19 protein-coding genes and 2 pseudogenes are annotated in these 25,242 nt (G+C 71.7%); 16 read left to right on the plus strand and 5 right to left on the minus strand.

Annotated elements, in window-relative coordinates; translation table 11 throughout:
- Window positions 1-139: 139 nt before the first annotated feature.
- From AC4OXY_RS33675 to AC4OXY_RS33690, 4 genes are all read left to right on the plus strand, one after another.
- Window positions 140-1,057 carry an endo-beta-N-acetylglucosaminidase H gene (locus AC4OXY_RS33675; RefSeq protein WP_356024486.1) on the plus strand — a complete coding sequence of 306 codons (918 nt, stop codon included), beginning with the start codon at window positions 140-142 and terminating at the stop codon, window positions 1,055-1,057.
- Between the two features lie 136 nt (window positions 1,058-1,193).
- A complete protein-coding gene (locus AC4OXY_RS33680; protein WP_491991553.1) occupies window positions 1,194-1,706 on the plus strand; it encodes a hypothetical protein in 513 nt (170 codons plus the stop codon).
- A 143-nt stretch (window positions 1,707-1,849) separates the two neighbouring features.
- A complete protein-coding gene (locus tag AC4OXY_RS33685; RefSeq protein ID WP_491991554.1) occupies window positions 1,850-3,163 on the plus strand; it encodes an alginate lyase family protein in 1,314 nt (437 codons plus the stop codon).
- 23 nt (window positions 3,164-3,186) lie between these two features.
- Entirely contained in the window at window positions 3,187-4,854 is a 1,668-nt protein-coding gene (locus AC4OXY_RS33690; RefSeq protein ID WP_491994672.1) for a sigma-70 family RNA polymerase sigma factor, read from the plus strand.
- 7 nt (window positions 4,855-4,861) lie between these two features.
- On the opposite strand, the gene AC4OXY_RS33695 is transcribed toward AC4OXY_RS33690, so the two are convergent.
- Both AC4OXY_RS33695 and AC4OXY_RS33700 read right to left on the minus strand, forming a co-directional pair.
- Window positions 4,862-5,548, minus strand: a complete 687-nt coding sequence (locus AC4OXY_RS33695; protein ID WP_402066900.1) for a glycerophosphodiester phosphodiesterase — start codon at window positions 5,546-5,548, stop codon at window positions 4,862-4,864.
- 37 nt (window positions 5,549-5,585) lie between these two features.
- Window positions 5,586-6,762, minus strand: a pseudogene (locus tag AC4OXY_RS33700) (adenosine deaminase).
- 94 nt (window positions 6,763-6,856) lie between these two features.
- On the opposite strand from AC4OXY_RS33700, the gene AC4OXY_RS33705 reads away from it, so the two are divergent.
- Window positions 6,857-7,699 (plus strand): DUF4190 domain-containing protein, encoded by an 843-nt coding sequence (locus AC4OXY_RS33705; RefSeq protein WP_402066901.1) that lies wholly within the window; start codon window positions 6,857-6,859, stop codon window positions 7,697-7,699.
- A 47-nt stretch (window positions 7,700-7,746) separates the two neighbouring features.
- Here AC4OXY_RS33705 and ybiA read toward each other — a convergent pair whose 3' ends face one another.
- Window positions 7,747-8,298 (minus strand): riboflavin biosynthesis intermediates N-glycosidase, encoded by a 552-nt coding sequence (gene ybiA, locus AC4OXY_RS33710; protein ID WP_376289232.1) that lies wholly within the window; start codon window positions 8,296-8,298, stop codon window positions 7,747-7,749.
- A gap of 210 nt (window positions 8,299-8,508) precedes the next feature.
- Between ybiA and AC4OXY_RS33715 the strand changes: the two genes are divergently transcribed.
- The 9 genes and pseudogenes from AC4OXY_RS33715 to AC4OXY_RS33755 all read left to right on the plus strand — a co-directional run.
- Window positions 8,509-10,044 carry a gamma-aminobutyraldehyde dehydrogenase gene (locus tag AC4OXY_RS33715; RefSeq protein ID WP_356024472.1) on the plus strand — a complete coding sequence of 512 codons (1,536 nt, stop codon included), beginning with the start codon at window positions 8,509-8,511 and terminating at the stop codon, window positions 10,042-10,044.
- A gap of 208 nt (window positions 10,045-10,252) precedes the next feature.
- Entirely contained in the window at window positions 10,253-11,461 is a 1,209-nt protein-coding gene (locus AC4OXY_RS33720) for an ABC transporter substrate-binding protein (protein WP_491991555.1), read from the plus strand.
- On the plus strand, window positions 11,458-12,636 hold the full coding sequence (locus AC4OXY_RS33725; protein WP_362821948.1) for an ABC transporter ATP-binding protein: 1,179 nt from the start codon (window positions 11,458-11,460) through the stop codon (window positions 12,634-12,636). Before AC4OXY_RS33720 ends, AC4OXY_RS33725 begins: the two co-directional genes overlap by 4 nt.
- Window positions 12,636-13,571, plus strand: a complete 936-nt coding sequence (locus tag AC4OXY_RS33730; RefSeq protein ID WP_356024466.1) for an ABC transporter permease — start codon at window positions 12,636-12,638, stop codon at window positions 13,569-13,571. The genes AC4OXY_RS33725 and AC4OXY_RS33730 overlap by 1 nt, the downstream gene beginning before the upstream one ends.
- A complete protein-coding gene (locus AC4OXY_RS33735; RefSeq protein WP_362821947.1) occupies window positions 13,571-14,371 on the plus strand; it encodes an ABC transporter permease in 801 nt (266 codons plus the stop codon). The genes AC4OXY_RS33730 and AC4OXY_RS33735 overlap by 1 nt, the downstream gene beginning before the upstream one ends.
- A 51-nt stretch (window positions 14,372-14,422) precedes the next feature.
- Entirely contained in the window at window positions 14,423-15,853 is a 1,431-nt protein-coding gene (locus tag AC4OXY_RS33740; protein WP_356024462.1) for an NAD(P)/FAD-dependent oxidoreductase, read from the plus strand.
- 128 nt (window positions 15,854-15,981) lie between these two features.
- Window positions 15,982-16,455 (plus strand): hypothetical protein, encoded by a 474-nt coding sequence (locus AC4OXY_RS33745; RefSeq protein WP_362821946.1) that lies wholly within the window; start codon window positions 15,982-15,984, stop codon window positions 16,453-16,455.
- 129 nt (window positions 16,456-16,584) lie between these two features.
- Window positions 16,585-16,965, plus strand: coding sequence for a carbohydrate binding domain-containing protein (locus AC4OXY_RS33750; RefSeq protein WP_491991556.1), 381 nt, complete (start codon window positions 16,585-16,587; stop codon window positions 16,963-16,965).
- Between the two features lie 45 nt (window positions 16,966-17,010).
- Window positions 17,011-17,898 (plus strand): annotated as a pseudogene (locus AC4OXY_RS33755) (fibronectin type III domain-containing protein); the annotation flags it as partial.
- Window positions 17,899-18,238: 340 nt separating this feature from the next.
- Here the strand turns inward: AC4OXY_RS33755 and AC4OXY_RS33760 are convergent.
- Window positions 18,239-19,024, minus strand: coding sequence for a phosphatase PAP2 family protein (locus AC4OXY_RS33760; protein WP_491994673.1), 786 nt, complete (start codon window positions 19,022-19,024; stop codon window positions 18,239-18,241).
- Between the two features lie 377 nt (window positions 19,025-19,401).
- Window positions 19,402-20,736 carry a 4-aminobutyrate--2-oxoglutarate transaminase gene (gabT, locus tag AC4OXY_RS33765; RefSeq protein ID WP_376289220.1) on the minus strand — a complete coding sequence of 445 codons (1,335 nt, stop codon included), beginning with the start codon at window positions 20,734-20,736 and terminating at the stop codon, window positions 19,402-19,404.
- Window positions 20,737-21,035: 299 nt separating this feature from the next.
- Between gabT and AC4OXY_RS33770 the strand changes: the two genes are divergently transcribed.
- Entirely contained in the window at window positions 21,036-23,462 is a 2,427-nt protein-coding gene (locus AC4OXY_RS33770) for a type IV secretory system conjugative DNA transfer family protein (protein WP_491991557.1), read from the plus strand.
- 126 nt (window positions 23,463-23,588) lie between these two features.
- Complete coding sequence (locus tag AC4OXY_RS33775) at window positions 23,589-25,220, plus strand: PucR family transcriptional regulator ligand-binding domain-containing protein (RefSeq protein WP_356024448.1); 1,632 nt, start codon at window positions 23,589-23,591, stop codon at window positions 25,218-25,220.
- Window positions 25,221-25,242: the final 22 nt, after the last annotated feature.

Below are 25,242 nucleotides of genomic sequence, written 5' to 3' on the forward strand. Positions count from 1 at the left end.
CGCTCTCCGTTGGTGTGGGAGTCGTGAAGAGCTCTCGCAGGGTTCTGGGGATTCGGTCACGGGAGCGGAAAGATCGGAGGGCACTCGGCGCTTGCGGACAGGTCGGGCGCCGCCCCATGCGATGGGAGACCGATCGACGATGTTCACTCCGGTGCGCAGCAGAGTACGGACGGCCGCGCTCGCGCTCTTGGCCGCTACGGCCCTCGCCCTCGGCGCGACCCCCACGACCGGTGCGGCAGCGGCCCCCGCTCCCGCGAAACAGGGACCAACCTCGGTGGCCTATGTCGAGGTGAACAACAACAGCATGCTGAACGTCGGCAAGTACACCCTCGCGGGCGGCGGCGGCAACGTCTTCGACATCGCCGTGATCTTCGCGGCGAACATCAACTACGACACGGGCACGAAGGCGGCGACCCTGTACTTCAACGAGAACGTGCAACGCGTCCTCGACAACGCCGCCACGCAGATACGGCCGTTGCAGCAGAAGGGCATCAAGGTCGTCCTCTCGGTGCTCGGCAACCACCAGGGCGCGGGCTTCGCCAACTTCCCGTCCCGGCAGGCGGCTTCGGCGTTCGCGAAACAACTCTCGGACACCGTGGCCGAGTACGGCCTCGACGGCATCGACTTCGACGACGAGTACGCCGAGTACGGCAACAACGGGACCGGCCAGCCCAACGACAGCTCGTTCGTGTACCTGGTGTCGGCACTGCGCGCGAACATGCCGGACAAGATCATCAGCCTCTACGACATCGGCCCGGCCGCGTCGAGTCTGTCCTACGGCGGCGTCGACGTCTCGTCCGACTTCGACTACGCCTGGAACCCGTACTACGGCACCTGGCAGGTCCCCGGCATCGCCCTGCCCAAGTCGAAGCTGTCGCCCGCGGCCGTCGAGATCGGCGGGACCTCGCAGAGCACGGCCGCCGACCTCGCCCGCCGCACGGTCGCTGAGGGGTACGGCGTCTACCTGACGTACAACCTCGACGGCGCCGATCGCAGCGCCGACGTCTCCGCGTTCACCAGGGAGCTGTACGGCAGTGACGCCGTCTACGCGCCATAGTCCGACCGTCCCTTCCGCAGGCCGCGCCTTCGACAACGATGTCGGAGGCGCGGTCGCTCGCGGAGCCGGAGCGGCGGGCTGCTGCTCGCCATCGGGCGCTTTTGAACGTGTTCAATTGTCGGCGTAGGCTGCCGTCATGAGCGACAGAGCCGCCCTTCTCAAGGGCATTCGCGTCTGGTTGGTCCTCTTCGTGGTGTGTCTCGTCCTCAGCGGGGCCACCGCCTTCCCCCTCGTGCACGAACTGCGCTGGACCGAGAGCCTGTTGCGCGCGCTGTCCGTGCCGGAGGGGCTGCCGGGGCTGATGGACTGGATCGTGCGGGTGCGGCACGGGCTCGACACCGCCGACGCCGACTACCCGTTCCTTCTCTACGGCACCGACTGGCTGGCCTTCGCCCATCTCGTCATCGCCGTCGCCTTCTACGGGCCGTACCGCGACCCGGTCCGCAACATCTGGGTCGTCGAGTTCGGGATGATCGCCTGCGCCGGGATCGTCCCGCTGGCCCTCGTCTGCGGGCCGATCCGCTCGATCCCCTTCTGGTGGAGCCTGATCGACATGTCCTTCGGGATCTTCGGGGTCGTCCCGCTGTACGTCGTACGGAAGAAGATCAAGCGACTGGAGGCGCTGCCCCGGCCGGCCGTCAGCGGTTGACCGCAGGGCGGGCCCGCCGGCGCCGTGCCGGTGCGTGGACCGTCGTCGAGAACGGTGCGCGGGCGGACGGAAAACTGTTATCCGCGCCCCCTCCACTCCGTCTCCTCGCACGTCACCGTTCCCTCACGCGCGGAGTCCCCCTCATGCCCAGCCCCGCCCACCAGCACGTCAACAAGCACCGTCTCAGCCGCCGGGGCCTCTTCACCGTCGGCGGCGGACTCGCGGCGGCCGGAGTGCTCGGCGGTGGGATCGCCGCGTTCTCCGGTGCCGGAGCGGACGCCGCGCAGTCCCCGCGCGCGGCCGGCGCGAGCCCCTCCGCGAGTGCCGCCGCCACGGCGTCCGCCGGGCGCAAGCACTTCGCCCACCCCGGCCTGCTGCACAACGCCGGTGACCTGCACCGCGCCAAGGTCCGTGTCGCCGCCGGCCGGGACCCGTGGCTCGCCGGCTGGAAGCGGCTCACCGCCAACCCGCACTCCGCCAGCTCCTGGCGGCCTCGCCCGCAGGCCACCGTCGTCCGCGGCGCCGTGCCCGGCCAGAACTACACCGTCCTCTACAACGACATCCACGCCGCCTACCAGAACGCCCTGCGCTGGAAGATCGGCGGTACCAGGGCCAACGGCGACACGGCCGTCGCCCTCCTCAACACCTGGTCGGCCACCCTCACCACGCTCACCGGCAACGCCGACCGCTTCCTGGCCGCCGGGATCTACGGCTACCAGTTCGCCAACGCCGCCGAACTCGTCCGCGACCACCCGGACTTCGACTTCGCCCGCTTCCGGAAGATGCTGCGCACGGTCTTCTACCCGATGAACATCGACTTCCTGACCCACCACAACGGCGCCGTCATCTCCAACTACTGGGCCAACTGGGACCTGTGCAACCTCGCCTCGGTGATGGCCATCGGGATCCTGCTCGACGACCACGCCCTGTTCCGCGGCGCCGTGACGTACCTCAAGAAGGGCGAGGGCAACGGCTCCTTCAAGAACGCCATCCCCTTCCGCTACGCCGGGCAGGGCCTCGCCCAGTGGCAGGAGAGCGGCCGCGACCAGGGGCACAGCATGATGGGCATCGGCCTGCTCGGCGCGATCTGCGAGATGGCCTGGAACCAGGGCGTCGACCTCTACGGCTACGACGACAACCGCTTCCTGCACGCCGCCGAGTACGTCGCCCGCTACAACCTCGGCGCGGACGTGCCCTTCACGCCGTACGGCTGGCGCTCGGGCACCGGACACGGCCAGTGGCGCGAGCAGACCGTGATCTCCGCCACGGCCCGCGGCCAGCTCCGGCCCGTCTGGGAGATCCTGCACAACCACTACGCCCGCCGCCGCAGGCTCAGCACGCCGTACGTCACGGCCATGGCCGAGAAGGTGCGCGCGGAGGGCGGGGGCGGCGACTACGGGCCGAACAGCGGAGGCTACGACCAGCTCGGCTTCGGGACGCTGCTCTACAGCAAGTGAGACACCAACGGGAGTCGGGATCGGTGGACGGGCGGGACTGGCGCACCACGGTCGCGGCCGCGCAAGGAGGCGACCGGCGGGCCCTGGACGAGCTGACCGCGGGCTGGCTGCCGCTCGTCTACAACATCGTCGGCCGCACCCTGGGCGGCCACGCGGACGTCGACGACGTCGTGCAGGAGACCATGCTGCGCGCCGTCGGCAACCTCGGTTCGCTGCGCGACCCGGACAGCTTCCGGTCCTGGCTCGTGGCCATCGCCATGCGGCAGCTCCGGGACCGGGCGCGCCGCCGCTCCGCCGACCGGCTCGCCGAGGACGCCGCCGCGGACACCGCCGACTTCGCCGAACTCACCGTACTGCGGCTGCAGTTGGAGGGTCAGCGGCGCGAGGTAGCGCGGGCCGTGCGCTGGCTGGACGACGAGGACCGGCAGCTGGTGTCGCTGTGGTGGCTGGAGGTGGCGGGCGAGCTGACCCGGCGCGAACTGGCGGAGGGCCTCGGCATCAGCCGGCAGCACGCCGCCGTACGCGTCCAGCGGCTGAAGGGGCGCCTGGAGACGGCGCGCGGCATCGTGCGCGCGCTGGACGGGGCGTGCCCGGAGCTGGGTGAGCTGACCGCCCGCTGGGACGGGCGGCCCGACTCCGTCTGGCGCAAACGGCTGGCCCGGCATCTGCGCGGCTGCGGCTACTGCGGTGACGCCCCCGAGTCGCTCGTCCCGGCGGAGCGGCTGCTGGTCGGCCTCGCCCTGGTGCCGGTCCCGGCGGGGTTCGCGCTGTCTCTCGCGCTCGGCGGCAGGACGGCGGCGGCCGGCGCCTCCGTGGGCTGGTCGGCGAAGGTGTTCGGCGCGCTGACCAAGCCCGCCGTGGCCCTGGCGGCGGGGGCGACCGTCGTGGCGGGCGGCGCCTACATCGCCGTACACGCCCCGGACCACCACCGGCCGGGGAGCGGTCCGGCCGTCACCTCCACGGCGAGCGGAACGGCCGTGGCACCGCCGGGGCTCAGGCCGCCGTCCCCGTCCCCGGCCCCGTCCACGTCTCCGACTCCGGCCCCGTCGGCCTCTCCCACCGCTCTGTACGGCACGGTCGTCGACGCCGTCGACCGGGCGCCGGACCCGGACACGCGCCCGGCCGCCCTGCCCCGCCGGCCCGCGACCGGCGTCACGAGCACCGGCGGCGCGCACGCCGTGATGAACCACCGCGGGGAGAGCGTGACGCTGCGCGGGCAGGGCTATGTGCTGGTCCGCTGGCAGATCTCGCCGCAGTACCGCTCCGGCGGCCTGGTCATGCCCGCCTGGACGGGCCTGACGGGCAAGCTCTTCCATGTGGCCTCGGGCGGCGGGCGGCGCATGGACGACCCCGTGAGCACCACCGACCCCACCGCCACGGGCATGGGCAGCAGAGCCGTCGGTTACGACGTCCTGCCGCCCGGGACGCAACAGATGTGGCAGAACGAGTACTTCTACCTCGACGGTGCCGTCACCCTCACCCAGAACGAACGCGGCGCCGACTACGGCCTGAGCGTCCTCCCGAGCACCTGGGACGCCGTCGAGAAGGACGTCACGACCGGCCCCGCCCAGGGCGCCAGGCGCTACGGGCTGGTCCGCGACACCGGCAGGGACGACACCCCGGTCCCGCAGTACCTCACCCGCGCCACCCCGGCGGACACCTCGACCGTCGCCCAGCGGTCCGACGTCTAGCCGATGCCTAGCTGCCGCCGCGCAGGGCGTGCAGCACCTCGACGCGGTTCGTGGTGACCGAGTCGACGCCCAGGTCCAGCAGCCGGCTCATCGAGCGGCGGGTGTCCGGGGTCCAGACGGAGACGAGGTAGCCGTCGTGGTGGACACGCGCGGCCAGGTCCCGGCTCACCAGCGAGAAGCGGTAGTTGAGCCAGCGCGGCCTGATCACGTCGAGCAGCGCGGGCCGGGGCGGGGCGAGCGTCGTCCAGGTCAGGGCGATCTCGGCGGCCGGGTCGGCGGCGCGCACGGCGAGCATGGCCTCGGCGTGCGCGCAGTAGTAGACGCGGTCCTCGGCCCCGCACTGCCGGACCACGTCCATGACCCGGTCCACCATGCGCCGCTCCACCCGCCCGCACAGGTCCACCATCACCCGGGCGTCACCGGTCGCGGCCAGCGCCTGCGCGAGCGTCGGCACACCGCCCGCCGTGAGCCCGCGCACCTCCTCGGCGGACAGCGCGGCGAGCGGCCGGTCGACCTCCCACAGCCGTTTCAGCGTCTCGTCGTGCAGCAGCACGGGGACACCGTCACGGCTGAGCCGTACGTCGATCTCGACCGCGTCCGCGCCCTGGTCGAGCGCGGAACGCAGCGAGTCGGTCGTGTTCTCGCGGAAGCGGTAGGGGTCGCCGCGGTGGGCCACGGCGGTCACGGTCTGCATGACCCCCATTGTGGCGGGCCCGGTCGAACGGAAGGGGTCAGCGGGCCAGCCAGGCGGCGGTGTAGGTGTCGATCTCCGCCGCGATCCGCGCCTTGCCCGCAGCGTCCAGGAAGGAGGCCTCCACCGCGTTCTTCGCGAGTCCGGCCAGGCCCCGCTCGTCCAGGTCGAGCAGGCGGGCGGCCACCGCGTACTCGTTGTTGAGGTCGGTGCCGAACATCGGCGGGTCGTCGGAGTTGATCGTGACCAGCACCCCGGCCTTCGCGAACTCCTTGATCGGGTGCTCGTCCAGGGTGCTCACCGCGCGGGTGGCGATGTTGGAGGTCGGGCACACCTCCAGCGGGATCCGGTGCTCGGCGAGGTGCGCGAGGAGCCTCGGGTCCTGCGCGGAGCTGGTGCCGTGCCCGATGCGCTCGGCGCTCAGCTCGGTCAGCGCGTCCCACACCGTCTGCGGGCCGGTCGTCTCCCCGGCGTGCGGCACGGAGTGCAGTCCGGCGGCGACGGCCCGGTCGAAGTACGGCTTGAACTGCGGCCGGGGTACGCCGATCTCGGGCCCGCCGAGCCCGAACGACACCAGGCCCTCCGGCCGGATCCGGTCGTCGGTGGCCAGCCGGGCAGTCTCCTCGGCGGACTCCAGCCCGGCCTCGCCGGGAATGTCGAAGCACCAGCGCAGCACGGTCCCGAACTCGGACTCGGCCGCCTTGCGGGCGTCCTCGATGGCCGCCATGAAGGCCAGCTCGTCGATGCCGCGCCGGGTGGAGGAGAACGGCGTGAGGGTCAGCTCGGCGTACCGCACCTGCTGGCGGGCCAGGTCACGGGCCACCTCGTAGGTCAGCAGCCGGATGTCCTCGGGGGTGCGGATCAGGTCCACCACCGACAGGTACACCTCGATGAAGTGCGCGAAGTCGGTGAAGGTGAAGTACTCGGCCAGGGCCTCCGGGTCGGCCGGGACCTTGGAGTCGGTGTGCCGGGCGGCCAGTTCCGAGACGATGCGGGGGGAGGCGGAGCCGACGTGGTGGACGTGCAGTTCGGCCTTGGGGAGGCCGGCGATGAAGGTCCGCAGATCGCGGTCGGCGGTGCCGGTGGCGGGTGCGGAGCTGTGGTCGGTCAAGGGGTCCTCCCCGGAAACGGGCGCCCGCGGAACGGGGTTCGGGACGGGGTCCGTGGAACGGGGTCCGTGGAACCGGTCCGTGGTGCGGGCGCGGTGATCGGCTGATCGGTTGCGCGGGATCATCGTAGGCCCCCGGCCCGCGCCGCCGTCCGGGGCGGCCCGTAGCATGAACACATCCAGTTGAGGGGGTTGCGTTCACGATGTCCGACGAGGTGCCGCACCACACGCCACCGGAGCAGCAACGTGCCGGCGAGCGGCCCGCGTCGTCCCCGGTGTCGCTGAACAAGACCGCGGAGGAGCAGACCGCGGGGAGCCAGGCGTCGCAGGAGAGGGTCGCGGGCACGGCACCGGCGGCTCCGCAGGCCCCGGCGGGTACCGTGCCTGCGGCCGCGCAGGCCCCGGCTCCCGGCCAGGGGCCCGGGTTCGGCTCCTTCGGCTCGGTCCATGACCAGCAGACGGTGATCTCGCTGCCCACCGACGCCGCGGCGGCGTCCTGGGCCCCGCCCGCCCCCGCCGCCGCGCCCTTGGCGAACCCCTTCGCGGCCCCGGCCGACCCGTACGCCCCGCCGACGGCCACGGCGCCGCCCGCGCACCCGTACGGCGCCCCGGCCGCCCCCGCGCAGCCGTACGCCCCGCCCCTCGGGCAGTACCCGGCGTCCGAGGCGGTGCCCCCGCCGCCCATCGCGCCCGACGGCCCCGGGCAGCTGCCGTACTACCCGCCCGCGCCGTCGGCCTACGGCGACCCCGGCGCCTACCCGGCCGCGCACGCCTACGGCTGGCCGGGCATGCAGCCGGCCCCGAGCAACGGCCTGGGCACGGCCGCCCTGGTCTGCGGCATCCTGTCCACGGTCGGCTTCCTGCTGTGGCCGATCGCCCTGGTGCTGGGCATCCTCGCGATCATCTTCGGCGCGATCGGCCGGGGCAAGGCGAAGCGGGGCGAGGCGACGAACCCGGGCATGGCCCTGGCGGGGCTCATCTGCGGGTCGGTGGGCATCGTGCTGGTGCTGGGGTTCTGGGCAGTCGTCATAGCCCTGCTCCACTGAGTCCCCCGAGCGCGGCCGACCCGAGCGGCGCTCGGCCCGGGGGAGAGCTACGCCAGCCTCTCCCGCGCCGCCATCAGCGCGAACCCCAGCAGATTCGGGCCCTTCCAGCGCTGCGGGTCCATCGCCGCCTCGTCCGTCGCCGCGAGGCCGATTCCCCACACCCGGTCCACCGGGCTCGCCTCCACCAGCACCCGGTCACCGGTGCCGAGCAGGAAGGCGCGGAGCGCGTCGTCGGACGCGAACTTGTGCACGCTGCCCTCGACCACGATCCGGAACCGCTCCCGCTCCCATATCTCCTCGTCGAAGCCCCGGACCAGCCGCCCGGCCTTCTTCGCCCGGGAGGGATGCCCGGCGGCGAGCACCTTGCGCTCGGCCTCCTCGTCCTCGAAGAGCCGTGCCTTGCCCGCCATCATCCAGTGCTCGGCCGTCGCGTACTCCACACCGTCGACCACGAACGGTGACGGCCACCACTGGCTCAGACAGCTCGCGCCGATGCTGCCGTCCTTTGTCGGCCGGTGCCCCCAGAAGTGCAGGTACTTCACCCGGGCCCCGGACCGGACCTCGCTGATCAGGGCTTCGAGCCCGTCGATCTTCCCCATGCACGCGAGTCTGGCACGCACCACTGACACTCCGTCCGTCCTTTTCTGCCCCGACTCGACATCTGGTCGACAGATTCCGTCGCGTAACCAAAAGGCAACAACGGAATCACTTGTTGGAGTCCACTTGCTCTGTCAGGATCGGCACTCAAATCGAGCTGGAGCTACGCCACCCAACCCCCGGGGACGGGGCGCACGGCGGAGGAGAGCGACATGCACAACCCGGGCACCGCCACCCCGGAACGATTTCCCGCACAGGACCGGTTCGCCGAGGGTGCGCAGTTCGTCGCGGGCCGCCTGACGAAGGGGACCTCGGGCCGCACCCACGCCGTGGTCGACCCCGCGACCGGCGAGGAGGTGTACACCTACGAGCTGGCCGGCGCCGACGACGTCGACGCGGCCGTGGCCGCCGCCCGCGCCGCGTTCCCCGGCTGGTCCTCGACCACCCCGGGCGAGCGCTCGGACGCGCTGCACCGCTTCGCCGCCGTGCTCGCCGACCGGGCGGAGGAGTTCGCCCGCGCGGAGTCCCTCCAGTGCGGCAAGCCGCTGAAGCTCACGCGCGAGTTCGACGTGCCGGGCACCATCGACAACACCGCCTTCTTCGCGGGCGCCGCCCGGCACCTGGCCGGTCAGTCCGCCGGCGAGTACTCCGGGGACCACACCTCGTACGTCCGCCGGGAACCCATCGGTGTCGTCGGGTCCATCGCCCCCTGGAACTACCCCCTCCAGATGGCCGCCTGGAAGATCCTCCCGGCGATCGCCGCGGGCAACACGATCGTGCTGAAGCCCGCCGAGCTGACCCCGCTCACCTCGCTGCTGTTCGCTCAGGCCGCCACGGACGCCGGCCTCCCCGACGGCGTGATCAACATCGTCACCGGGACCGGGCGGGCGGCGGGGGAGCACCTCGTCGGGCACCCCGACGTCGCCATGACCTCGTTCACCGGGTCCACCGCCGTCGGCAGGCGCGTCGCCGAGGTCGCCACCGCCACCGTCAAGCGCCTGCACCTGGAGCTGGGCGGCAAGGCCCCCTTCGTGGTGTTCGACGACGCCGACCTGGAGGCCGCCGCCAACGGCGCCGTCGCCGGCGCGCTCATCAACACCGGCCAGGACTGCACGGCCGCCACGCGCGCGTACGTGCAGCGCCCGCTGTACGAGGCGTTCGTGGAGCGGACCGCCGCGCTCATGGAGACCGTGCGGCTGGGGGATCCCTTCGCCCCCGGCACCGACCTCGGGCCGCTCATCTCGCACGTCCAGCGGGACCGGGTCGCCGGCTTCGTGGACCGGGCGCGTGCCTACGCGCGCGTGGTGACCGGCGGCGAGGCACCGAAGGGGGAGCTGGCGGACGGCGCCTACTACCGGCCGACGCTGGTCGCCGACGCCGCCCAGGACAGCGAGATCGTCCAGTCCGAGATCTTCGGCCCGGTCCTGGTCGTCCTGCCCTTCGACAGCGACGAGGAGGGGCTCCGGCTGGCCAACGACACCCCCTACGGCCTGGCCGCCTCCGCGTGGACCGGCAACGTCTACCGGGCCAACCGCGCGACCCGCGAGATCAAGGCGGGCTGTGTGTGGATCAACGACCACATCCCGATCATCAGCGAGATGCCGCACGGCGGCTACAAGGCGTCCGGGTTCGGCAAGGACATGTCGGTGTACTCCTTCGAGGAGTACACGCAGGTCAAGCACGTCATGTTCGACAACACGGCGGTGGCGAGGAAGGACTGGCACCGCACCGTCTTCGGGGACCGCTGAGCAGGCCCGGCGAAGTCCGGTCCGGTTCGGCAACGCCCCGAAGGGGCGCGGAACTGCGCGGCCGGCCACGACGGACCCGCAGACGACCGACGGCACATCGCGGCGCTTCCAGCGGAGCGCTCGGCACCCCCCCGGCCACCGACCAGGCCGGCACCTTCCCCTCCAAGGGCACCTCCTCCAAGGGCACTTCCCGAAAGGCACCACGCGCATGGAGCACTACGAGCCCCACCGCCCGACCCCTGTCGCGGCCCCGACCCGCCGGTCGCTGCTGCGCGCCTCGGCGGGCGGCGCGCTCGCGGTCGGCGGACTCGGGGCGCTGAGCGCCTGCGGGATCCCCGCGGCGAGCAAGAACCAGGGCGGGGTCTCCGCCGACGACCACTCGGCCACGGAGAAGACCGTCAACTTCTCCAACTGGCCCGAGTACATCGACGTGGACGCCAAGGGCAAGAGCCACCCCACGCTCGACCACTTCGCCCGGCGGACCGGCATCAAGGTCACCTACACCGAGGACATCAACGACAACGACGAGTTCTTCGGCAAGATCCAGCCCGAGCTGGCCGCCGGCCACGACACCGGCCGCGACCTCATCGTGCTCACCGACTGGCTGGCCGCCCGCATGATCCGGCTCGGGTACGTCCAGAAACTGGACGCGTCCAACCTGCCGCACGCCTTCGCCAACCTGTCGGACCAGTTCCGGGCCCCCGACTGGGACCCGGGCCGCGCCTACTCGTACCCCTGGCAGGGCATCTCGACCGTCATCGCCTACAACAAGAAGGCGCTCGACGGCATCGAGGTGAAGTCGGTCTCCGACCTGCTCGACAACCCCAAGCTCAAGGGCCGCGTCGGCTTCCTGACCGAGATGCGCGACAGCATCGGCATGACCATGCTCGACATGGGCAAGGACCCGGCGAAGTTCACCGGTGACGACTACGACGCGGTGATCGCCCGCCTCCAGAAGGCCGTCGACAAGGGCCAGATCCGCCGTTTCACCGGCAACGACTACACCTCGGACCTCACCAAGGGCGACTTCGCGGCCTGCATCGCCTGGGGCGGCGACATCGTCCAGCTCCAGGCGGACAGCCCGGAGGTCGGCTACGTCATCCCCGACAGCGGCTACATGACGTCGACGGACAACCTGCTCATCCCCAACCGGGCGCGCCACAAGACGAACGCCGAGCGGCTCATCGACTACTACTACGAGCCCGAGCCCGCCGCCGAGCTGGCCGCCTACATCAACTACGTGAGCCCCGTCGCCGGAGTACAGCCCTACCTTGCGAAAATCGACGCTTCGGCGGCGAAGAACCCGCTGATCATTCCCGACAAGGCCATGCAGGCCAAGTCCCATGCCTTCCGCGCGCTGACGCAGAAGGAAGAGACGGCCTACCAGCAGAAGTTCTCGAAGCTCACAGGGGCGTGACGACGATGACGACACCAGACAACAGCGGCGACGTCCGCCTCTCCGGTATCAGCAAGACGTACGACAACGGCTTCACCGCCGTGCACCCGCTCGACCTGACCGTCCCGCAGGGCTCCTTCTTCGCCCTGCTCGGCGCCTCGGGCTGCGGCAAGACCACCACCCTGCGCATGATCGCCGGCCTGGAGGAGCCCACGACGGGCTCCGTCCGCCTCGGCGACCAGGACGTGACCCACCTGCCGCCCTACAAGCGGCCGGTGAACACGGTCTTCCAGTCCTACGCCCTCTTCCCGCACCTCGACATCTTCGAGAACGTCGCCTTCGGGCTGCGCCGGCGCGGCATCAAGAGCGTGAAGAAGCAGGTCGAGGACATGCTGGACCTGGTCCAGCTCGGCGAGCAGGCGCGCAAGAAGCCGCACCAGCTCTCCGGCGGCCAGCAGCAGCGCGTCGCCGTCGCCCGCGCCCTGATCAACCACCCCAAAGTGCTCCTGCTCGACGAGCCCCTGGGCGCCCTCGACCTCAAGCTGCGCCGCCAGATGCAGCTGGAGCTCAAGCGCATCCAGACCGAGGTCGGCATCACCTTCGTGCACGTCACGCACGACCAGGAGGAGGCCATGACGATGGCCGACACGGTCGCCGTGATGAACGCGGGCCGCGTCGAGCAGCTCGGCTCGCCCACCGACCTGTACGAGAACCCGAACACCACCTTCGTCGCGAACTTCCTCGGCACCTCCAACCTCATCGAGGCCGAGGTCGACACCAAGAACGGCGACGACATCGTCCTCAAGGCGGGCGGCGGCAGGCTCGTCCTGCCGAAGGCGCGATGTTCGGCGCCCACGACGGCCGGCGGCAAGGTGCTGGTCGGCATCCGCCCCGAGAAGATCTCGCTCACGCACGCCGACGACGCGGGCGAGATACCCGAGGGCCGCAACCGCCTCACCGGCACGATCGCCGACGCGAGTTTCATCGGCGTCTCCACGCAGTACGTCATCGACAGCCCGGTCTGCGACGAACTCGCGGTGTACGTCCAGAACGTCGAGCGCGACGGCCGTCTCGTGCCCGGCGCCGACGTCGTCCTGCACTGGAGCCCGGCGCACACGTTCGGCCTCGACGCGGCCCAGTCCCTGCTTGCTGGGACGGTGGGCTCCGCGGGCACCGAGGAAGAGGCGGCCGCCTGATGTCGACCCTCACCGAAACCGAGGCGCCCCCGCCTCTGTCTCCCACGCCCGGGGAGACCAGGCCCCCGCGCAAGCGCGGCCGGTTCACGCCCTACTGGCTGCTGCTGCCCGGCCTGCTGTGGCTGGTCGTCTTCTTCGCGCTGCCGATGATCTACCAGGCCTCCACCTCCGTGCAGCAGGGCTCGCTGGAGAACGGCTACAAGGTCACCTGGCACTTCGCGACCTACTGGGACGCGTTCGGCCAGTACTGGCCGCAGTTCCTGCGGTCCGTCCTCTACGCGGCCGCCGCGACCGTCGGATGCCTGCTGCTCGGCTATCCGCTGGCCTACCTGATCGCCTTCCGCGCGGGCCGCTGGCGGAACCTGATCATGATCCTGGTGATCGCGCCGTTCTTCACCAGCTTCCTGATCCGCACGCTCGCCTGGAAGACGATCCTCGCCGACAACGGCCCGGTCGTGCACACGCTGAACTCGCTGCACATCCTGGACCTCACCAACTGGCTCGGCTGGACGGCCGGCGACCGGGTGCTGGCCACCCCGCTCGCCGTGGTGTGCGGACTGACGTACAACTTCCTGCCGTTCATGATCCTGCCGCTGTACACCTCGCTGGAGCGGATCGACGGACGGCTGCACGAGGCGGCCGGCGATCTGTACGCCAAGCCGTGGACCACCTTCCGCAAGGTGACCTTCCCGCTGTCGATGCCGGGCGTGGTCTCCGGCACGCTGCTGACCTTCATCCCGGCGGCCGGTGACTACGTCAACTCCGAACTGCTCGGCTCCACCGACACCCGCATGATCGGCAACGTCATCCAGACGCAGTTCCTGCGCATTCTGGACTACCCGACGGCCGCGGCCCTCTCCTTCATCCTCATGGCCGCCATCCTGGCCATGGTCACGATCTACATCCGCCGGGCCGGGACGGAGGATCTGGTCTAATGCCCCTCGTCAACTGGCTCAAGCGCCGTCTCGTCGTCATCGCGGGACTGCTGACGCTCGCCTATCTGCTGCTGCCCAACGTCATCGTGACGGTGTTCTCCTTCAACAAGCCGAAGGGGCGCTTCAACTACGAATGGCAGCAGTTCTCGCTGGACGCCTGGAAACAGCCGTGCGGCGTCGCCGACATGTGCGGCTCGCTGTCCATCAGCCTCCAGATCGCCGTGTGGGCGACGATCGGCGCCACGGTCCTCGGCACGATGATCGCGTTCGCGCTGGTCCGCTACCGCTTCCGCGCACGCGGCGCCGTCAACTCGCTGATCTTCCTGCCGATGGCGATGCCCGAGGTCGTCATGGCCGCCTCGCTGCTCACCCTGTTCCTCAACATGGGCGCGCAGCTCGGCTTCTACACCATCCTCATCGCCCACATCATGTTCTGCCTCAGCTTCGTCGTCACCGCGGTCAAGGCGCGCGTGATGTCGATGGACCCGCGCCTGGAGGAGGCCGCCCGGGACCTGTACGCCGGTCCCGCGCAGACCTTCCTGCGGGTCACCCTGCCCATCGCGGCACCCGGGATCGCCGCGGGCGCGCTGCTGTCCTTCGCGCTCTCCTTCGACGATTTCATCATCACCAATTTCAACGCCGGCTCGACCGTCACCTTCCCGATGTTCGTCTGGGGTTCGGCACAGCGCGGAACTCCGGTCCAGATCAACGTGATCGGTACGGCCATGTTCCTCGTCGCCGTCCTCATCACACTGTTCTCGATGGTCGTCACCAACGGCCGTAACAAGCAAAAGGCATAAGCCGTTTCAGGTCCTGCCTTTTCAGGAAAGCCCTCGTAGGGAGTTGAAATCATGGCCCCAAGCGCCATGAGCCGTGGCAAAGACAACTGGATCGCCTCTCTCTCCGAAGCCCAGCCGGTCCCGTACTGGCTGGAAGACCCTGGAAAGCCGCACGCCGAGCCCGCCCTCACCGGCACCGACACCTGCGATCTGCTGGTCGTGGGAGGCGGATACAGCGGGCTGTGGACCGCGCTCAATGCCAAGGAGCGCGACCCGCGGCGCGATGTGGTGCTCCTGGAAGGCCGCGAGGTGGGCTGGGCCGCCTCCGGCCGCAACGGCGGCTTCTGCGCCGCCTCCCTCACCCACGGCCTGCCCAACGGCCTGGCCCGCTGGCCCGACGAGATCGGGAAACTGGAGGAGCTGGGGCGGCGCAACCTCGACGAGATCGAGGCCGCCGTCGCCCGGCACGGCATCGACTGCGACTTCGAGCGCACCGGCGAGATCGACGTCGCCACCGAGACCTACCAGGCCTGGGAACTGAAGGACTGGCACCGGGAGTTGACGGAGAAGGGCCTCGCGGACGGCATCGAGTTCCTGGACGCCGACGCCGTGCGCGAGGAGGTGCACTCGCCCACCTTCGAGGCGGGCCTGTGGGACCGCAGGGGCGTGGCCATGCTGCACCCCGCGAAGCTGGCCTGGGGCCTGAAGAAGGCCTGCGTCGAGCTGGGCGTGCGGGTGTACGAGCACACGCCCGCCCTGACCCTGAAGAGCTACGGCGGCGGAATGGCCGTACGCACCCCGTACGGCCAGGTCCGCGCCCGCCGGGTCGCGCTCGGCACGAACATCTTCCCGAGCCTGCTGCGCCGCGTGCGCTCCTACACCGTCCCGGTCTACGACTACGCGCTGATGACCGAGCCGCTGACCGCCGACCAGCTCTCGGCGATCGGCTGGAAGAACCGGCAGGGCCTCGGCGACAGCGCCAACCAGTTCCACTACTTCCGGCTGTCCGCCGACAACCGCATCCTGTGGGGCGGTTACGACGCGGTCCACCACTACGGCGGCCGGGTGCGCGCGGAGTACGACGACCGGCCGGAGACCTACGCCAAGCTCGCCGGCCACTTCTTCACCTGCTTCCCGCAGCTGGAGGGCGTCCGCTTCACCCACGCCTGGGGCGGCGCGATCGACACCTGCTCGCGCTTCTCGGCGTTCTTCGGCACCGCGCACGAGGGCAGGGTGGCGTACGCGGCGGGGTACACCGGGCTCGGCGTCGGCGCCACCCGGTTCGGCGCGGACGTGATGCTGGACCTGCTGGACGGGGAGCGCACCGAGCGGACGGAGCTGGAGATGGTCCGCAAGAAGCCACTGCCGTTCCCGCCGGAGCCGTTCGCCTGGACCGGCATCGCCCTCACCAAGTGGTCCCTGGCCCGCGCGGACGCGCACGGCGGCCGGCGCAACCTGTGGCTGCGGACGATGGACCGGCTGGGGCTGGGCTTCGACAGCTGACGCCCGCTCCTGAAGTGTGACTCAGGTCACTCCATCGGGTGCGCGGAACCCGCGTAATGCCCCGAGGCGGCCTCCCTCTCTCCTGCTGACGCGACCGCGTCGACAGGAAGAGCAGGGAGGCCTTCTTGATGACTGGGGCGAAGACGGCCGTCGAATGGCTGGCATCCGTCGCACCGGATCCCGGCGCCTGCCGCTGGGAATGGGAACGCAACCCCCTCGGGGTCGCACTGCTGCCCGCCGGCAAGGCCTGGGACGTACTGATCCTGCCCGGCCGCCTCGGCTACCCGACCCTGGACGTGCTCACCCGGGTCCTCGACCGGCCCGGCCCGGTCCTCGTCGACTTCGGCGACGACCGGGTCGGGTTCTTCGTGGCACCGGGCACCGCGGCCCGCTGGGTCGGCACCGGCATCCGCACCGCCGGGCCCGGCACCTGGATCGTCGTACCGCACCCGGGCCGGACGGCCAGGGGAGTGCGCTGGCTGGTGCCGCCGGACGGCTCGGGCACGCTGACCGACCCCGCGCTGCTGGAACTGGCGATGCACGAGGCGGCGGCAGGGCTGGCCAGGGGCGGGGACGGGGGAGGAGGGGGTGCCGACGGTTAGGGCCGGGGCGCCGGACGTTCCGGCGGGGGTGTCCGGACACCTTGACAAGCCGATTGGTCTGGACCAAGTTGAGTGCGATCCCGGAGCGGCCGCTCCGTTCCTCCAACTCCCCCGACACCGGAGGCCCTTGTGGACCGCGCCAGACCTCCCAGGCCCCTTCTCGCGCTGCTCACGGCCGTGGCTCTGGCCGTCCCCGGAGTCACCGCGCTCTCGTCGGCCGCCCGTGCGGCCGACGCGGACGTCCTGACGAACGGCGGCTTCGAGTCCGGCCTCACCGGCTGGACCTGTACGGCCGGTACGACGGTCGACTCGCCCGTGCACAGCGGGAGTTCGGCGCTCCAGGCAACCCCGGCCGGCAGCGACGACGCCCAGTGCACGCAGACGGTGACCGTCCAGCCGAACGCGACGTACACGCTCTCCGGTTACGTCCGCGGCTCCTACGTCTACCTCGGCGCGACCGGCACCGGCACCAGCGACGTCTCCACCTGGACCCAGTCCGCCCCCGACTAGCAGCAGCTGAGCACCACCTTCACCACCGGCGCCACGACCACGAAGGTGACCGTCTACACCCACGGCTGGTACGGCACCGGCGGCTACGACGCCGACGACATCTCCCTCGTCGGCCCCGGCGGCAGCGGTACCGGCACCGGACAGCCGCCCGCCGCCCCCGCGGGCCTGACCGCCGGATCCGTCACCGCGTCCTCCGTGGCCCTGTCCTGGCCGGCCGTGACCGGCGCCACGAGCTACACGGTCTACCGCGACGGGGTGAAGTCCCAGACCGTGACCGGCACTTCGGCCACCGTCACGGGGCTCTCGGCGGCAACGGCGTACAGCTTCCAGGTCACGGCGAGCAACGACGCGGGAGAGTCCGCGAAGTCGGCGGCCGTGACGGCGACGACGGGCACGGGCGGCGGTGGCGGCTCGGCGGACCTGCCGACGCACGCCCTCGTCGGCTATCTCCACTCCAGCTTCGCCAACGGCTCCGGCTACACCCGCCTCGCCGACGTCCCCGACAGCTGGGACGTCATCGACCTGGCCTTCGGCGAGCCCACGTCGCCCACCTCCGGGGACGTCCACTTCACCCGCTGCCCGGTCACGGACTGCCCGAACGCCGAGTCCGACGCCGACTTCAAGGCGGCGATCAAGGCCAAGCAGGCGGCCGGCAAGAAGGTGCTGATCTCGATCGGCGGCCAGAACGGCCAGGTCCAGCTGACCACCACGGCCGCCCGCGACGCCTTCGTCTCGTCGGTCTCGAACATCATCGACACCTGGGGCCTGGACGGACTGGACATCGACTTCGAGGGCCACTCGCTCTCCCTGGACACGAACGACACGGACTTCAAGAACCCCACGACACCCGTGATCGTGAACCTGATCTCGGCCCTGAAGACCCTGAAGGCCAAGTACGGCCCGGCGTTCGTCCTGACGATGGCCCCCGAGACCTTCTTCGTGCAGAACGGCTACCAGTACTACGGCACCGGCAAGTGGGGCGGCCAGGACCCGCGCTGCGGGGCGTACCTCCCGGTCATCCACGCCCTGCGCGACGACCTCACCCTCCTGCACGTCCAGGACTACAACTCGGGCCCGATCATGGGCCTGGACAACCAGTACCACTCCATGGGCGGCGCCGACTTCCACATCGCCATGACCGACATGCTCCTCACCGGCTTCCCGGTCGCCGGCGACCCGAACAACGTCTTCCCGCCGCTGCGCCCCGACCAGGTGGCGATCGGCATGCCGGCCTCGACCGAGGCGGGCAACGGCTACGTGGCGCCCGCCGAGGTCACGAAGACGCTGGACTGTCTGACGAAGAAGACGAACTGCGGCTCGTACCAGACCCACGGGACCTGGCCCGCGCTGCGCGGTCTGATGACGTGGTCGGTGAACTGGGACCGGTACGCGAACTGGGAGTTCCAGAAGAACTTCGACGCGTACTTCGGCTGATCACCAGGCTGAGGACGGTCAGCAGCACGGTGCACAGACACCAGCTGGCCACCACGTCCAGCGGCCAGTGGTAGCCGTGCCGGACCAGGCCGTACGACACGCCGAGGACCAGGGCCGCGCAGAGGGCGACCAGGGCGCGGCGGGCAGCCGGGGAACGCAGCCAGGGCAGCAGGAGCAGGGTCGCGGAGCCGTAGGCGACGGCCGCCGTGGCCGTGTGCCCGGAGGGGAAGTAGCCGACGGCCGGGGGCATCACGGGGGTCCCCGGCCGCGCGGTCCAGTCCTTCAGCGGGACGACGACCGCCGGGAGCAGCGCCATGAGGACGGCAGCGGCGGCGGGCGGCAGCCACCAGCACTTCGCACCGGCGCGCCGGCCCCGCCACAGCACGAGGGCGAGGGCGATCACGAGCACCGGCACGGCGACCTGGATGTCGCCGAGGTCGGAGAGGACCTCGGAGAACGTGTCCGGACGGACGAGGGCCCGGCTGACCCGGGCGTCCAGGCGCAGCAGTGGGCCGTGCGCCACGACCTGCCAGGTGAGCAGGGCGAGGAGCACGGCCGGCAGGACCAGAAGCAGGGCGCGCAGGGCGCGCGAGGTGCTGCGGACGACGGTCGACACGGCGCCCAGCTTCGCAGACGGGGCGGGCGGCGCGGAGAAGGAGGTCGGCCGCCCCGGAACAGGGGGGGGTGGTTCCGAGGCGGCCGTCCGGATCGGAACGTCGCGCGCCCCGGGGGGTTTGGGGCGGCGACCGTCCGATCGGTGAGGAGATCCCGGAGCCGTCAGGCGCCGGATGTGTGCGCGAGGGCACGACCAGGTCGAAGCTGGGGAGGCCCCGGCCTGAAATCGCCCACAGTCCCCTGTGGGCGGGGTGTATCTCTCATCTGCCTAGAACCTACGGCAGGCGGGCGCGCTTGGGCAGACGGAACAGCGTCCCGTCATCCACCTCGCACACCTTCTTCACACGGCCTGTCGTACGGCACGTCAGCAGTGCGCGCACGGGTGGCTCAGACGCGGCCGAAGGCCTGCTCGATGATGTCGAGGCCCTCGTTCAGCAGGTCCTCGCCGATGACGAGCGGGGGCAGGAAGCGCAGCACGTTGCCGTAGGTGCCGCAGGTCAGAACCAGCAGGCCCTCGGCGTGGCAGGCCTTGGCGAGCGCCGCGGTGGCCTCCGGGTTCGGCTCCTTGGTGGCCCGGTCCTTGACCAGCTCGATCGCGATCATCGCCCCGCGCCCGCGCACGTCGCCGATGACGTCGAACTTCTCGGCCATGGCGGTGAGGCGCCCCTTCATGACCTCCTCGATGCGCTTGGCCCTGCCGTTGAGGTCCAGCTCCTTCATGGTCTCGATGGCACCGAGCGCACCCGCGCAGGCGACGGGGTTGCCGCCGTACGTACCGCCGAGCCCACCGGCGTGCGCGGCGTCCATGATCTCGGCGCGGCCGGTCACGGCGGCGAGCGGAAGCCCGCCCGCGATGCCCTTGGCGGTGGTGATGAGGTCGGGAACGATGCCCTCGTCCTCACACGCGAACCACTGCCCGGTCCGGCAGAAGCCGCTCTGGATCTCGTCGGCGACGAAGACGATGCCGTTGTCGTTGGCGAACTTCACGATCTCCGGCAGGAAGCCCTTGGCCGGCTCGATGAAACCGCCCTCGCCGAGCACGGGCTCGATGATGATCGCGGCGATGTTGTCCGCACCGACCTGCTTGCTCATCTGGTCGATGGCCTGCTTGGCGGCCTCGGGACCGGCGTTCTCCGGCCCGGTCGGCCAGCGGTAGCCGTACGCCACCGGGACCCGGTACACCTCGGGCGCGAACGGCCCGAAGCCGTGCTTGTACGGCATGTTCTTGGCGGTGAGCGCCATCGTCAGGTTGGTGCGCCCGTGGTACCCGTGGTCGAACACCACGACCGCCTGCCGCTTCGTGTACGCCCGCGCGATCTTGACGGCGTTCTCGACGGCCTCGGCGCCCGAGTTGAACAGCGCGGACTTCTTGGCGTGGTCGCCCGGGGTCAGCTCGGCCAGCGCCTCCGCGACCGCCACGTAGCCCTCGTACGGGGTGACCATGAAACAGGTGTGGGTGAAGTCGGCGAGCTGGGCGGAGGCGCGCCGTACGACGGCCTCGGCGGAGGCGCCGACGCTGGTCACGGCGATGCCGGACCCGAAGTCGATGAGGCTGTTGCCGTCGACGTCCTCGATGACGCCGCCGCCGGCGCGGGTGACGAAGACCGGCAGCGTGGAGCCCACGCCCTGCGCGACCGCGGCGGTGCGGCGGGCCTGCAGCTCCTGCGACTTCGGACCGGGGATGGCGGTGACGACGCGGCGCTCCTGCGGAAGTGCGGTCATGAGGGCTCCTGATGATCTTGCGTACGGGCGTGGTGTCCGGTGTCCCGAACGGTCCGGGGCCGTGCGTTTTCGGCCGCTTACATGTCTTTCTTCGCAGGCTAGGGCCGGGAACGGGGGGTGGGCATGCTCCATGTGGGCGTTGTCGGCGCGATTCCTTGTCCGCGTTGGACATAGCCGTTCGCCCGCATTCCACCCGGCCGCCCGGCCCTGTCGGCCCCGTAATCGGTGAACTCCCCCTGCGGGGGCGTTAGATTGGCTCGCTGACGGTGGACGGAACGGCTGGTCAGGGGGCAAGGGCGATGGACAGCGACGGCACACGCGACGCACGCGGCACGCATGCGCACCCGGTACCACGCCCGGCTACGCCGTTGGAGGGAGGGGAGGCGCCGCCCCGGCCGTCCCGGGCGCCCGACGTGCCGCCGCTCCCGACCGCCCAGCCCTCGCACGCCCCCCATGGCGCGCCACTGCGGGCACCCGTCGCCGAGTGGCTCGACCAGCCGCGACCGGCCGTCGAGCCCGGCATCTGGCGTTTCGGCTACCGCCCGCCCAAGGCCGCCCGGCCGGCCCAGCGGCTGGCCCCCGTCACCATCGTCGGCTTCGTGGTGCCCCTGGCGGCCGGGCTGCTGCTGTGGTCGCTGTGGCGGCACGGCAGCCTCCCTTATCAATGGACCGTCCTCAAGCTGCTCACCCCGGGCGACTGGTGGTGGGGCGGCACCACGTCGCCCAAGACCTTCAAGGGCGCCGAAGCCCTCACGGTCGCCAACGGTGTGGTCTTCGCGATCCTCGTCTACGCCATGGCACGCCTGGGCAGCTGGGGCGACATCGTCCGGCATGTCGTCGGCCGCCGTGAGCAGCCGGCCCGCGCCCTGCTCGCCGCCCTGGGCGCGCTGATCGCGCTGGCCTTCGTCTTCCCGACCTGGTTCGGCCTCGGCTGGGACCCCCTTCCCGTGCAGGATCCGCTGTTCTCGCTCATCGTCCTGATCACCGGCGACTACAGCGTGTTCGCGTCGCAGTGGCTCACGGACGGGCTGTACACGCTCATCACCGTGCTGGTGCTGTGGCCGTTCGCCCGGATCGGCGGCTGGCGGTCCCTCGCGCAGGAGAAGCTCGCCGCGCGCGGGCGGGCGAAGGCGGGCCAGACCGTACAGACGGCCGTCGACCGGCGGCCGTCGCAGTGGCCCGAGCTGCGCGAGGCCGGTCAGCACCAGGCAGCGGACCTGCTCGCCGCCGAGGTGGACGCCGGCCGGATGAACGACGTGGACTGCGCGCGGGTCGGTCACATGTGGACCGTGGCCCGGGCCCGGGCCCGGGTCTCGTCCTTCTCCGACACGGTCCTGCGCGAGGGCGGCGCCGCCTGGACCCACCCGTCGGGCCACCGTGACCTGCCCGGCCGTACCGGCCGGCACGATCTGCTGGTCGGACAGGTGCGGATCGGGCGGTGGGCCGAGGGAGAGCGCACGCCTCGCGGGTACGGAGGCGCGGGCGTCGCGCTCGCGCCGGACACCCTCGGCACCTCGCTGCTGGCCGTCGGACCCTCCGGTGCGGGCAAGACCCGTCATCTGATCCAGCCCGTCGTCGAGTCGCTCGGCCTGCAGGCGCTCACCGGACAGTGCGCCGTCGTCGCCGTCTGCGCGGCGGGCACCCCGCTCGGCCCCGACTCCGCCCACGACGTCGTCGTACGCCTCGGCGATCCCGCGTCCGTCCACGACCTCGACCCGTACGCCGAGTCCGAGGATCCCGACGAGGCGGCCGCCTTCCTGGCCGAGGGGCTCGTCGGTGATCTGGACACGGTGAGCGGGCAGCGGGCGGTCACCGCGCTCGCCCAGCTCCTCGGCCCCTACCGGGCGGCCCACGGCCGCTTTCCGGCCCTGCCGCTGCTGCGCGAACTGCTGGAAGGGGAGCCGTCGGCCCTGGCGGCGCTGCGCGCGGCGCTCGCCGGCGACGAGCACGCCGTGATGCGCCGCGAACTTGAGGCACGCGCCCGGCAGTCGGGCAGTGCCGGTGACCCAGGCCCGGTCCTGGCCGACCGGCTCGCCGTGCTGGACCGCCCGGCGTTCGCCGAGTTCTTCGGCACGGACGGCGCCGGTACCCGGCCGTTCTCGCTGCGCGCCGTCGCCCACCATCCGCTGCGGGTCCGTATCGACCTGCCCGAGCGCGGACACGAAGAGGCGGCTCGGATCGTCACCCGGCTGGTGCTTGCCCAGTTCGGCGCCGTCGCGATGGCGGGTGAGCGCACCCACTTCGCCTGCCTCGTCCTGGACGATGCCACCGGCGCGGTGACGACCGAGTCCCTGCGCCGCATCTCGCGGCTGCGCTCGCAAAACGCGGGCGTCGTGCTCGCCCTGCGCACCGTCGGCGACGTCCCCGAGGCGCTGCACGGCCCGCTCTACGCGGCCGTCGGCTGCCGGATGGCGTTCTCCGGGGTGGCCACGTGGGACGGCGGCAGGTTCGCGGACGCCTGGGGCACCGAGTGGGTGGAGACCCGGGACGTGGCCCAGCACACCGTCTTCGCGAACCAGCCGATGACCCGCGCGATCCACGCCCTGCGCAAGCTGATCACCGGCAAGGCGGTGACGACCGAGGCCGTCACCGTCCGCCAGGTCGAGCGGGAGCGGTGGTCGGCCTCGGAGTTGGCGCACGGGGTGCCCGCGGGGCATGCCGTGTTGTCGTTGACCAGTGTGCGGGGGGAGCACGCGCCGCCGCTGCTCGTGGATCTGCGGGGGTGAGGGGGCGGCGCGGGCTCGTACGGTGAGGCAGAATCGGGGTGGGCCGTTCATACGCGGCGGCCAAAAGATCGCCGAGACCGCCGAGATCGCCGAGACCGGCGGATGCCCCCTCACCGTGAAGGACCCATGCCCCCCACGCTCGCCTCGCTCGTCCACCACTCCGCGCTCAAGCTGACCGTGCGCGCGGGCGAGGACCACCTCGACGTGCCCGTCCGCTGGGCGCACGTGAGCGAGCTGGCCGACCCCGTGCCGTACATGGAGGGCGGCGAGCTGCTGCTGATCACCGCCCTCAAGCTGGACGCGGAGGATCCGCAGATCATGCGGCGCTATGTGAAGCGGCTGGTGGGGGCCGGTGTCGTGGGGCTCGGGTTCGCCGTCGGGGTGAACTACGAGGAGATTCCCGAGGCGCTCGTCGACGCCGCGCGCGAGGAGGGGCTGCCGCTGCTGGAGGTGCCGCGGCGCACACCCTTCCTCGCCATCAGCAAGGCCGTCTCCGCCGCCATCGCCGCCGACCAGTACCGTGCCGTCACGGCGGGGTTCGCCGCACAGCGCGAGCTGACCAAGCAGACGCTCAACGCCGGCCCCGAAGGGCTGCTCGGGGCGCTCGCCGCGCAGGTCGACGGGTGGGCGGCCCTGTACGACGCCTCGGGCGCCGTCGTCGCCGCCGCGCCCGAGTGGGCGGGACGGCGGGCCGCGCGGCTGACCGCCGAGGTGGAACGGCTGCGGGAGCGGCCCGCGCCCGCGTCGTCCGTGGTGGGCGGACCCGAGCACGAGGACCGGGTCGAGCTGCACTCCCTCGGCACGGGGCGACGGCCGCGCGCCGCGCTCGCCGTCGGTACCGCCGCCGCCCTCGGCACCGCCGAGCGCTACGCCGTGCACTCCGCCATCGCGCTGCTCACCCTCACCACCGAACGCTCCCGCTCCCTGCACGCGGCCGAACAGCGCGTCGGCGCGGCCGTGCTGCGCATGCTGCTCGCCGGGGAGCCCGACCACGCCCGGGCCGTCGCCGGAGACCTGTACGGCGGACTCCTCGACGCGCCGTTCCGGATGATCGTCGCCGAGTCCGCGTCCGGTGCGGCGGCACGGGCGCAGGCGGATGCCCCCGGCCGCACCGCCGTCGTCGCCGACAGCGGTGGGGATCCTCTGGGCGGGCTCGCGGAGAGCGTGGAGTCCGCCGCCGCCCGCTCCGGCGAGGCCGTGCTGGTCGTGCCCGAGGGGGAGCGGCTGGTGGTGCTGGCCGCCGACGCGGGCGCGGCCGTGGCCGCCTGCACCCGGTACGCGGCGGCGCTGGAGGCCGCGCGGGCGGCGCCGGAGCGTACCGGGGGCGACGAGGCGGAGCTGGTCGTGGGTCTGTCGGCGCCGGCCGGGCCGATCGCCGCGGCGGCGGCCTACAAGCAGGCCGAGCAGGCGCTGTCGGTGGCCCGGCGGCGCGGCCGGGTGCTGGTCGAGCACGAGCGGCTGGCCGCCGGGTCGGTGCTGCCGCTGCTGGCCGACGACGCGGTGAAGGCGTTCGCCGACGGGCTGCTGCGGGCGCTGCACGAGCACGACGCGACCGGCCGCGGCGATCTCGTCGCCTCGCTGCGGGCCTGGCTGTCGCGGCACGGACAGTGGGACGCCGCCGCCGCGGACCTCGGTGTGCACCGGCACACGCTGCGGTACCGGATGCGCCGGGTCGAGGAGATCCTCGGGCGGTCCCTGGACGATCCGGACGTACGCATGGAGCTGTGGCTCGCCCTGAAGGCGACCTCGGCGGAGTGAACGGTGGCGCGCGACCCGCCAC

The sequence above is a fragment of the Streptomyces sp. HUAS MG56 genome (assembly GCF_058673395.1).

Excerpts from the sequence above, each read along its gene's own strand:
- AC4OXY_RS33675 (WP_356024486.1), top strand. The coding sequence starts at position 140 with ATGTTCACTCCGGTGCGCAGCAGAGTACGGACGGCCGCGCTCGCGCTC.
- AC4OXY_RS33680 (WP_491991553.1), top strand. The coding sequence starts at position 1,194 with ATGAGCGACAGAGCCGCCCTTCTCAAGGGCATTCGCGTCTGGTTGGTC.
- AC4OXY_RS33685 (WP_491991554.1), top strand. The coding sequence starts at position 1,850 with ATGCCCAGCCCCGCCCACCAGCACGTCAACAAGCACCGTCTCAGCCGC.
- AC4OXY_RS33695 (WP_402066900.1), bottom strand. The coding sequence starts at position 5,548 with ATGCAGACCGTGACCGCCGTGGCCCACCGCGGCGACCCCTACCGCTTC.
- AC4OXY_RS33705 (WP_402066901.1), top strand. The coding sequence starts at position 6,857 with ATGTCCGACGAGGTGCCGCACCACACGCCACCGGAGCAGCAACGTGCC.
- ybiA (WP_376289232.1), bottom strand. The coding sequence starts at position 8,298 with ATGGGGAAGATCGACGGGCTCGAAGCCCTGATCAGCGAGGTCCGGTCC.
- AC4OXY_RS33715 (WP_356024472.1), top strand. The coding sequence starts at position 8,509 with ATGCACAACCCGGGCACCGCCACCCCGGAACGATTTCCCGCACAGGAC.
- AC4OXY_RS33720 (WP_491991555.1), top strand. The coding sequence starts at position 10,253 with ATGGAGCACTACGAGCCCCACCGCCCGACCCCTGTCGCGGCCCCGACC.
- AC4OXY_RS33730 (WP_356024466.1), top strand. The coding sequence starts at position 12,636 with ATGTCGACCCTCACCGAAACCGAGGCGCCCCCGCCTCTGTCTCCCACG.
- AC4OXY_RS33735 (WP_362821947.1), top strand. The coding sequence starts at position 13,571 with ATGCCCCTCGTCAACTGGCTCAAGCGCCGTCTCGTCGTCATCGCGGGA.
- AC4OXY_RS33740 (WP_356024462.1), top strand. The coding sequence starts at position 14,423 with ATGGCCCCAAGCGCCATGAGCCGTGGCAAAGACAACTGGATCGCCTCT.
- AC4OXY_RS33745 (WP_362821946.1), top strand. The coding sequence starts at position 15,982 with ATGACTGGGGCGAAGACGGCCGTCGAATGGCTGGCATCCGTCGCACCG.
- gabT (WP_376289220.1), bottom strand. The coding sequence starts at position 20,736 with ATGACCGCACTTCCGCAGGAGCGCCGCGTCGTCACCGCCATCCCCGGT.
- AC4OXY_RS33770 (WP_491991557.1), top strand. The coding sequence starts at position 21,036 with ATGGACAGCGACGGCACACGCGACGCACGCGGCACGCATGCGCACCCG.
- AC4OXY_RS33775 (WP_356024448.1), top strand. The coding sequence starts at position 23,589 with ATGCCCCCCACGCTCGCCTCGCTCGTCCACCACTCCGCGCTCAAGCTG.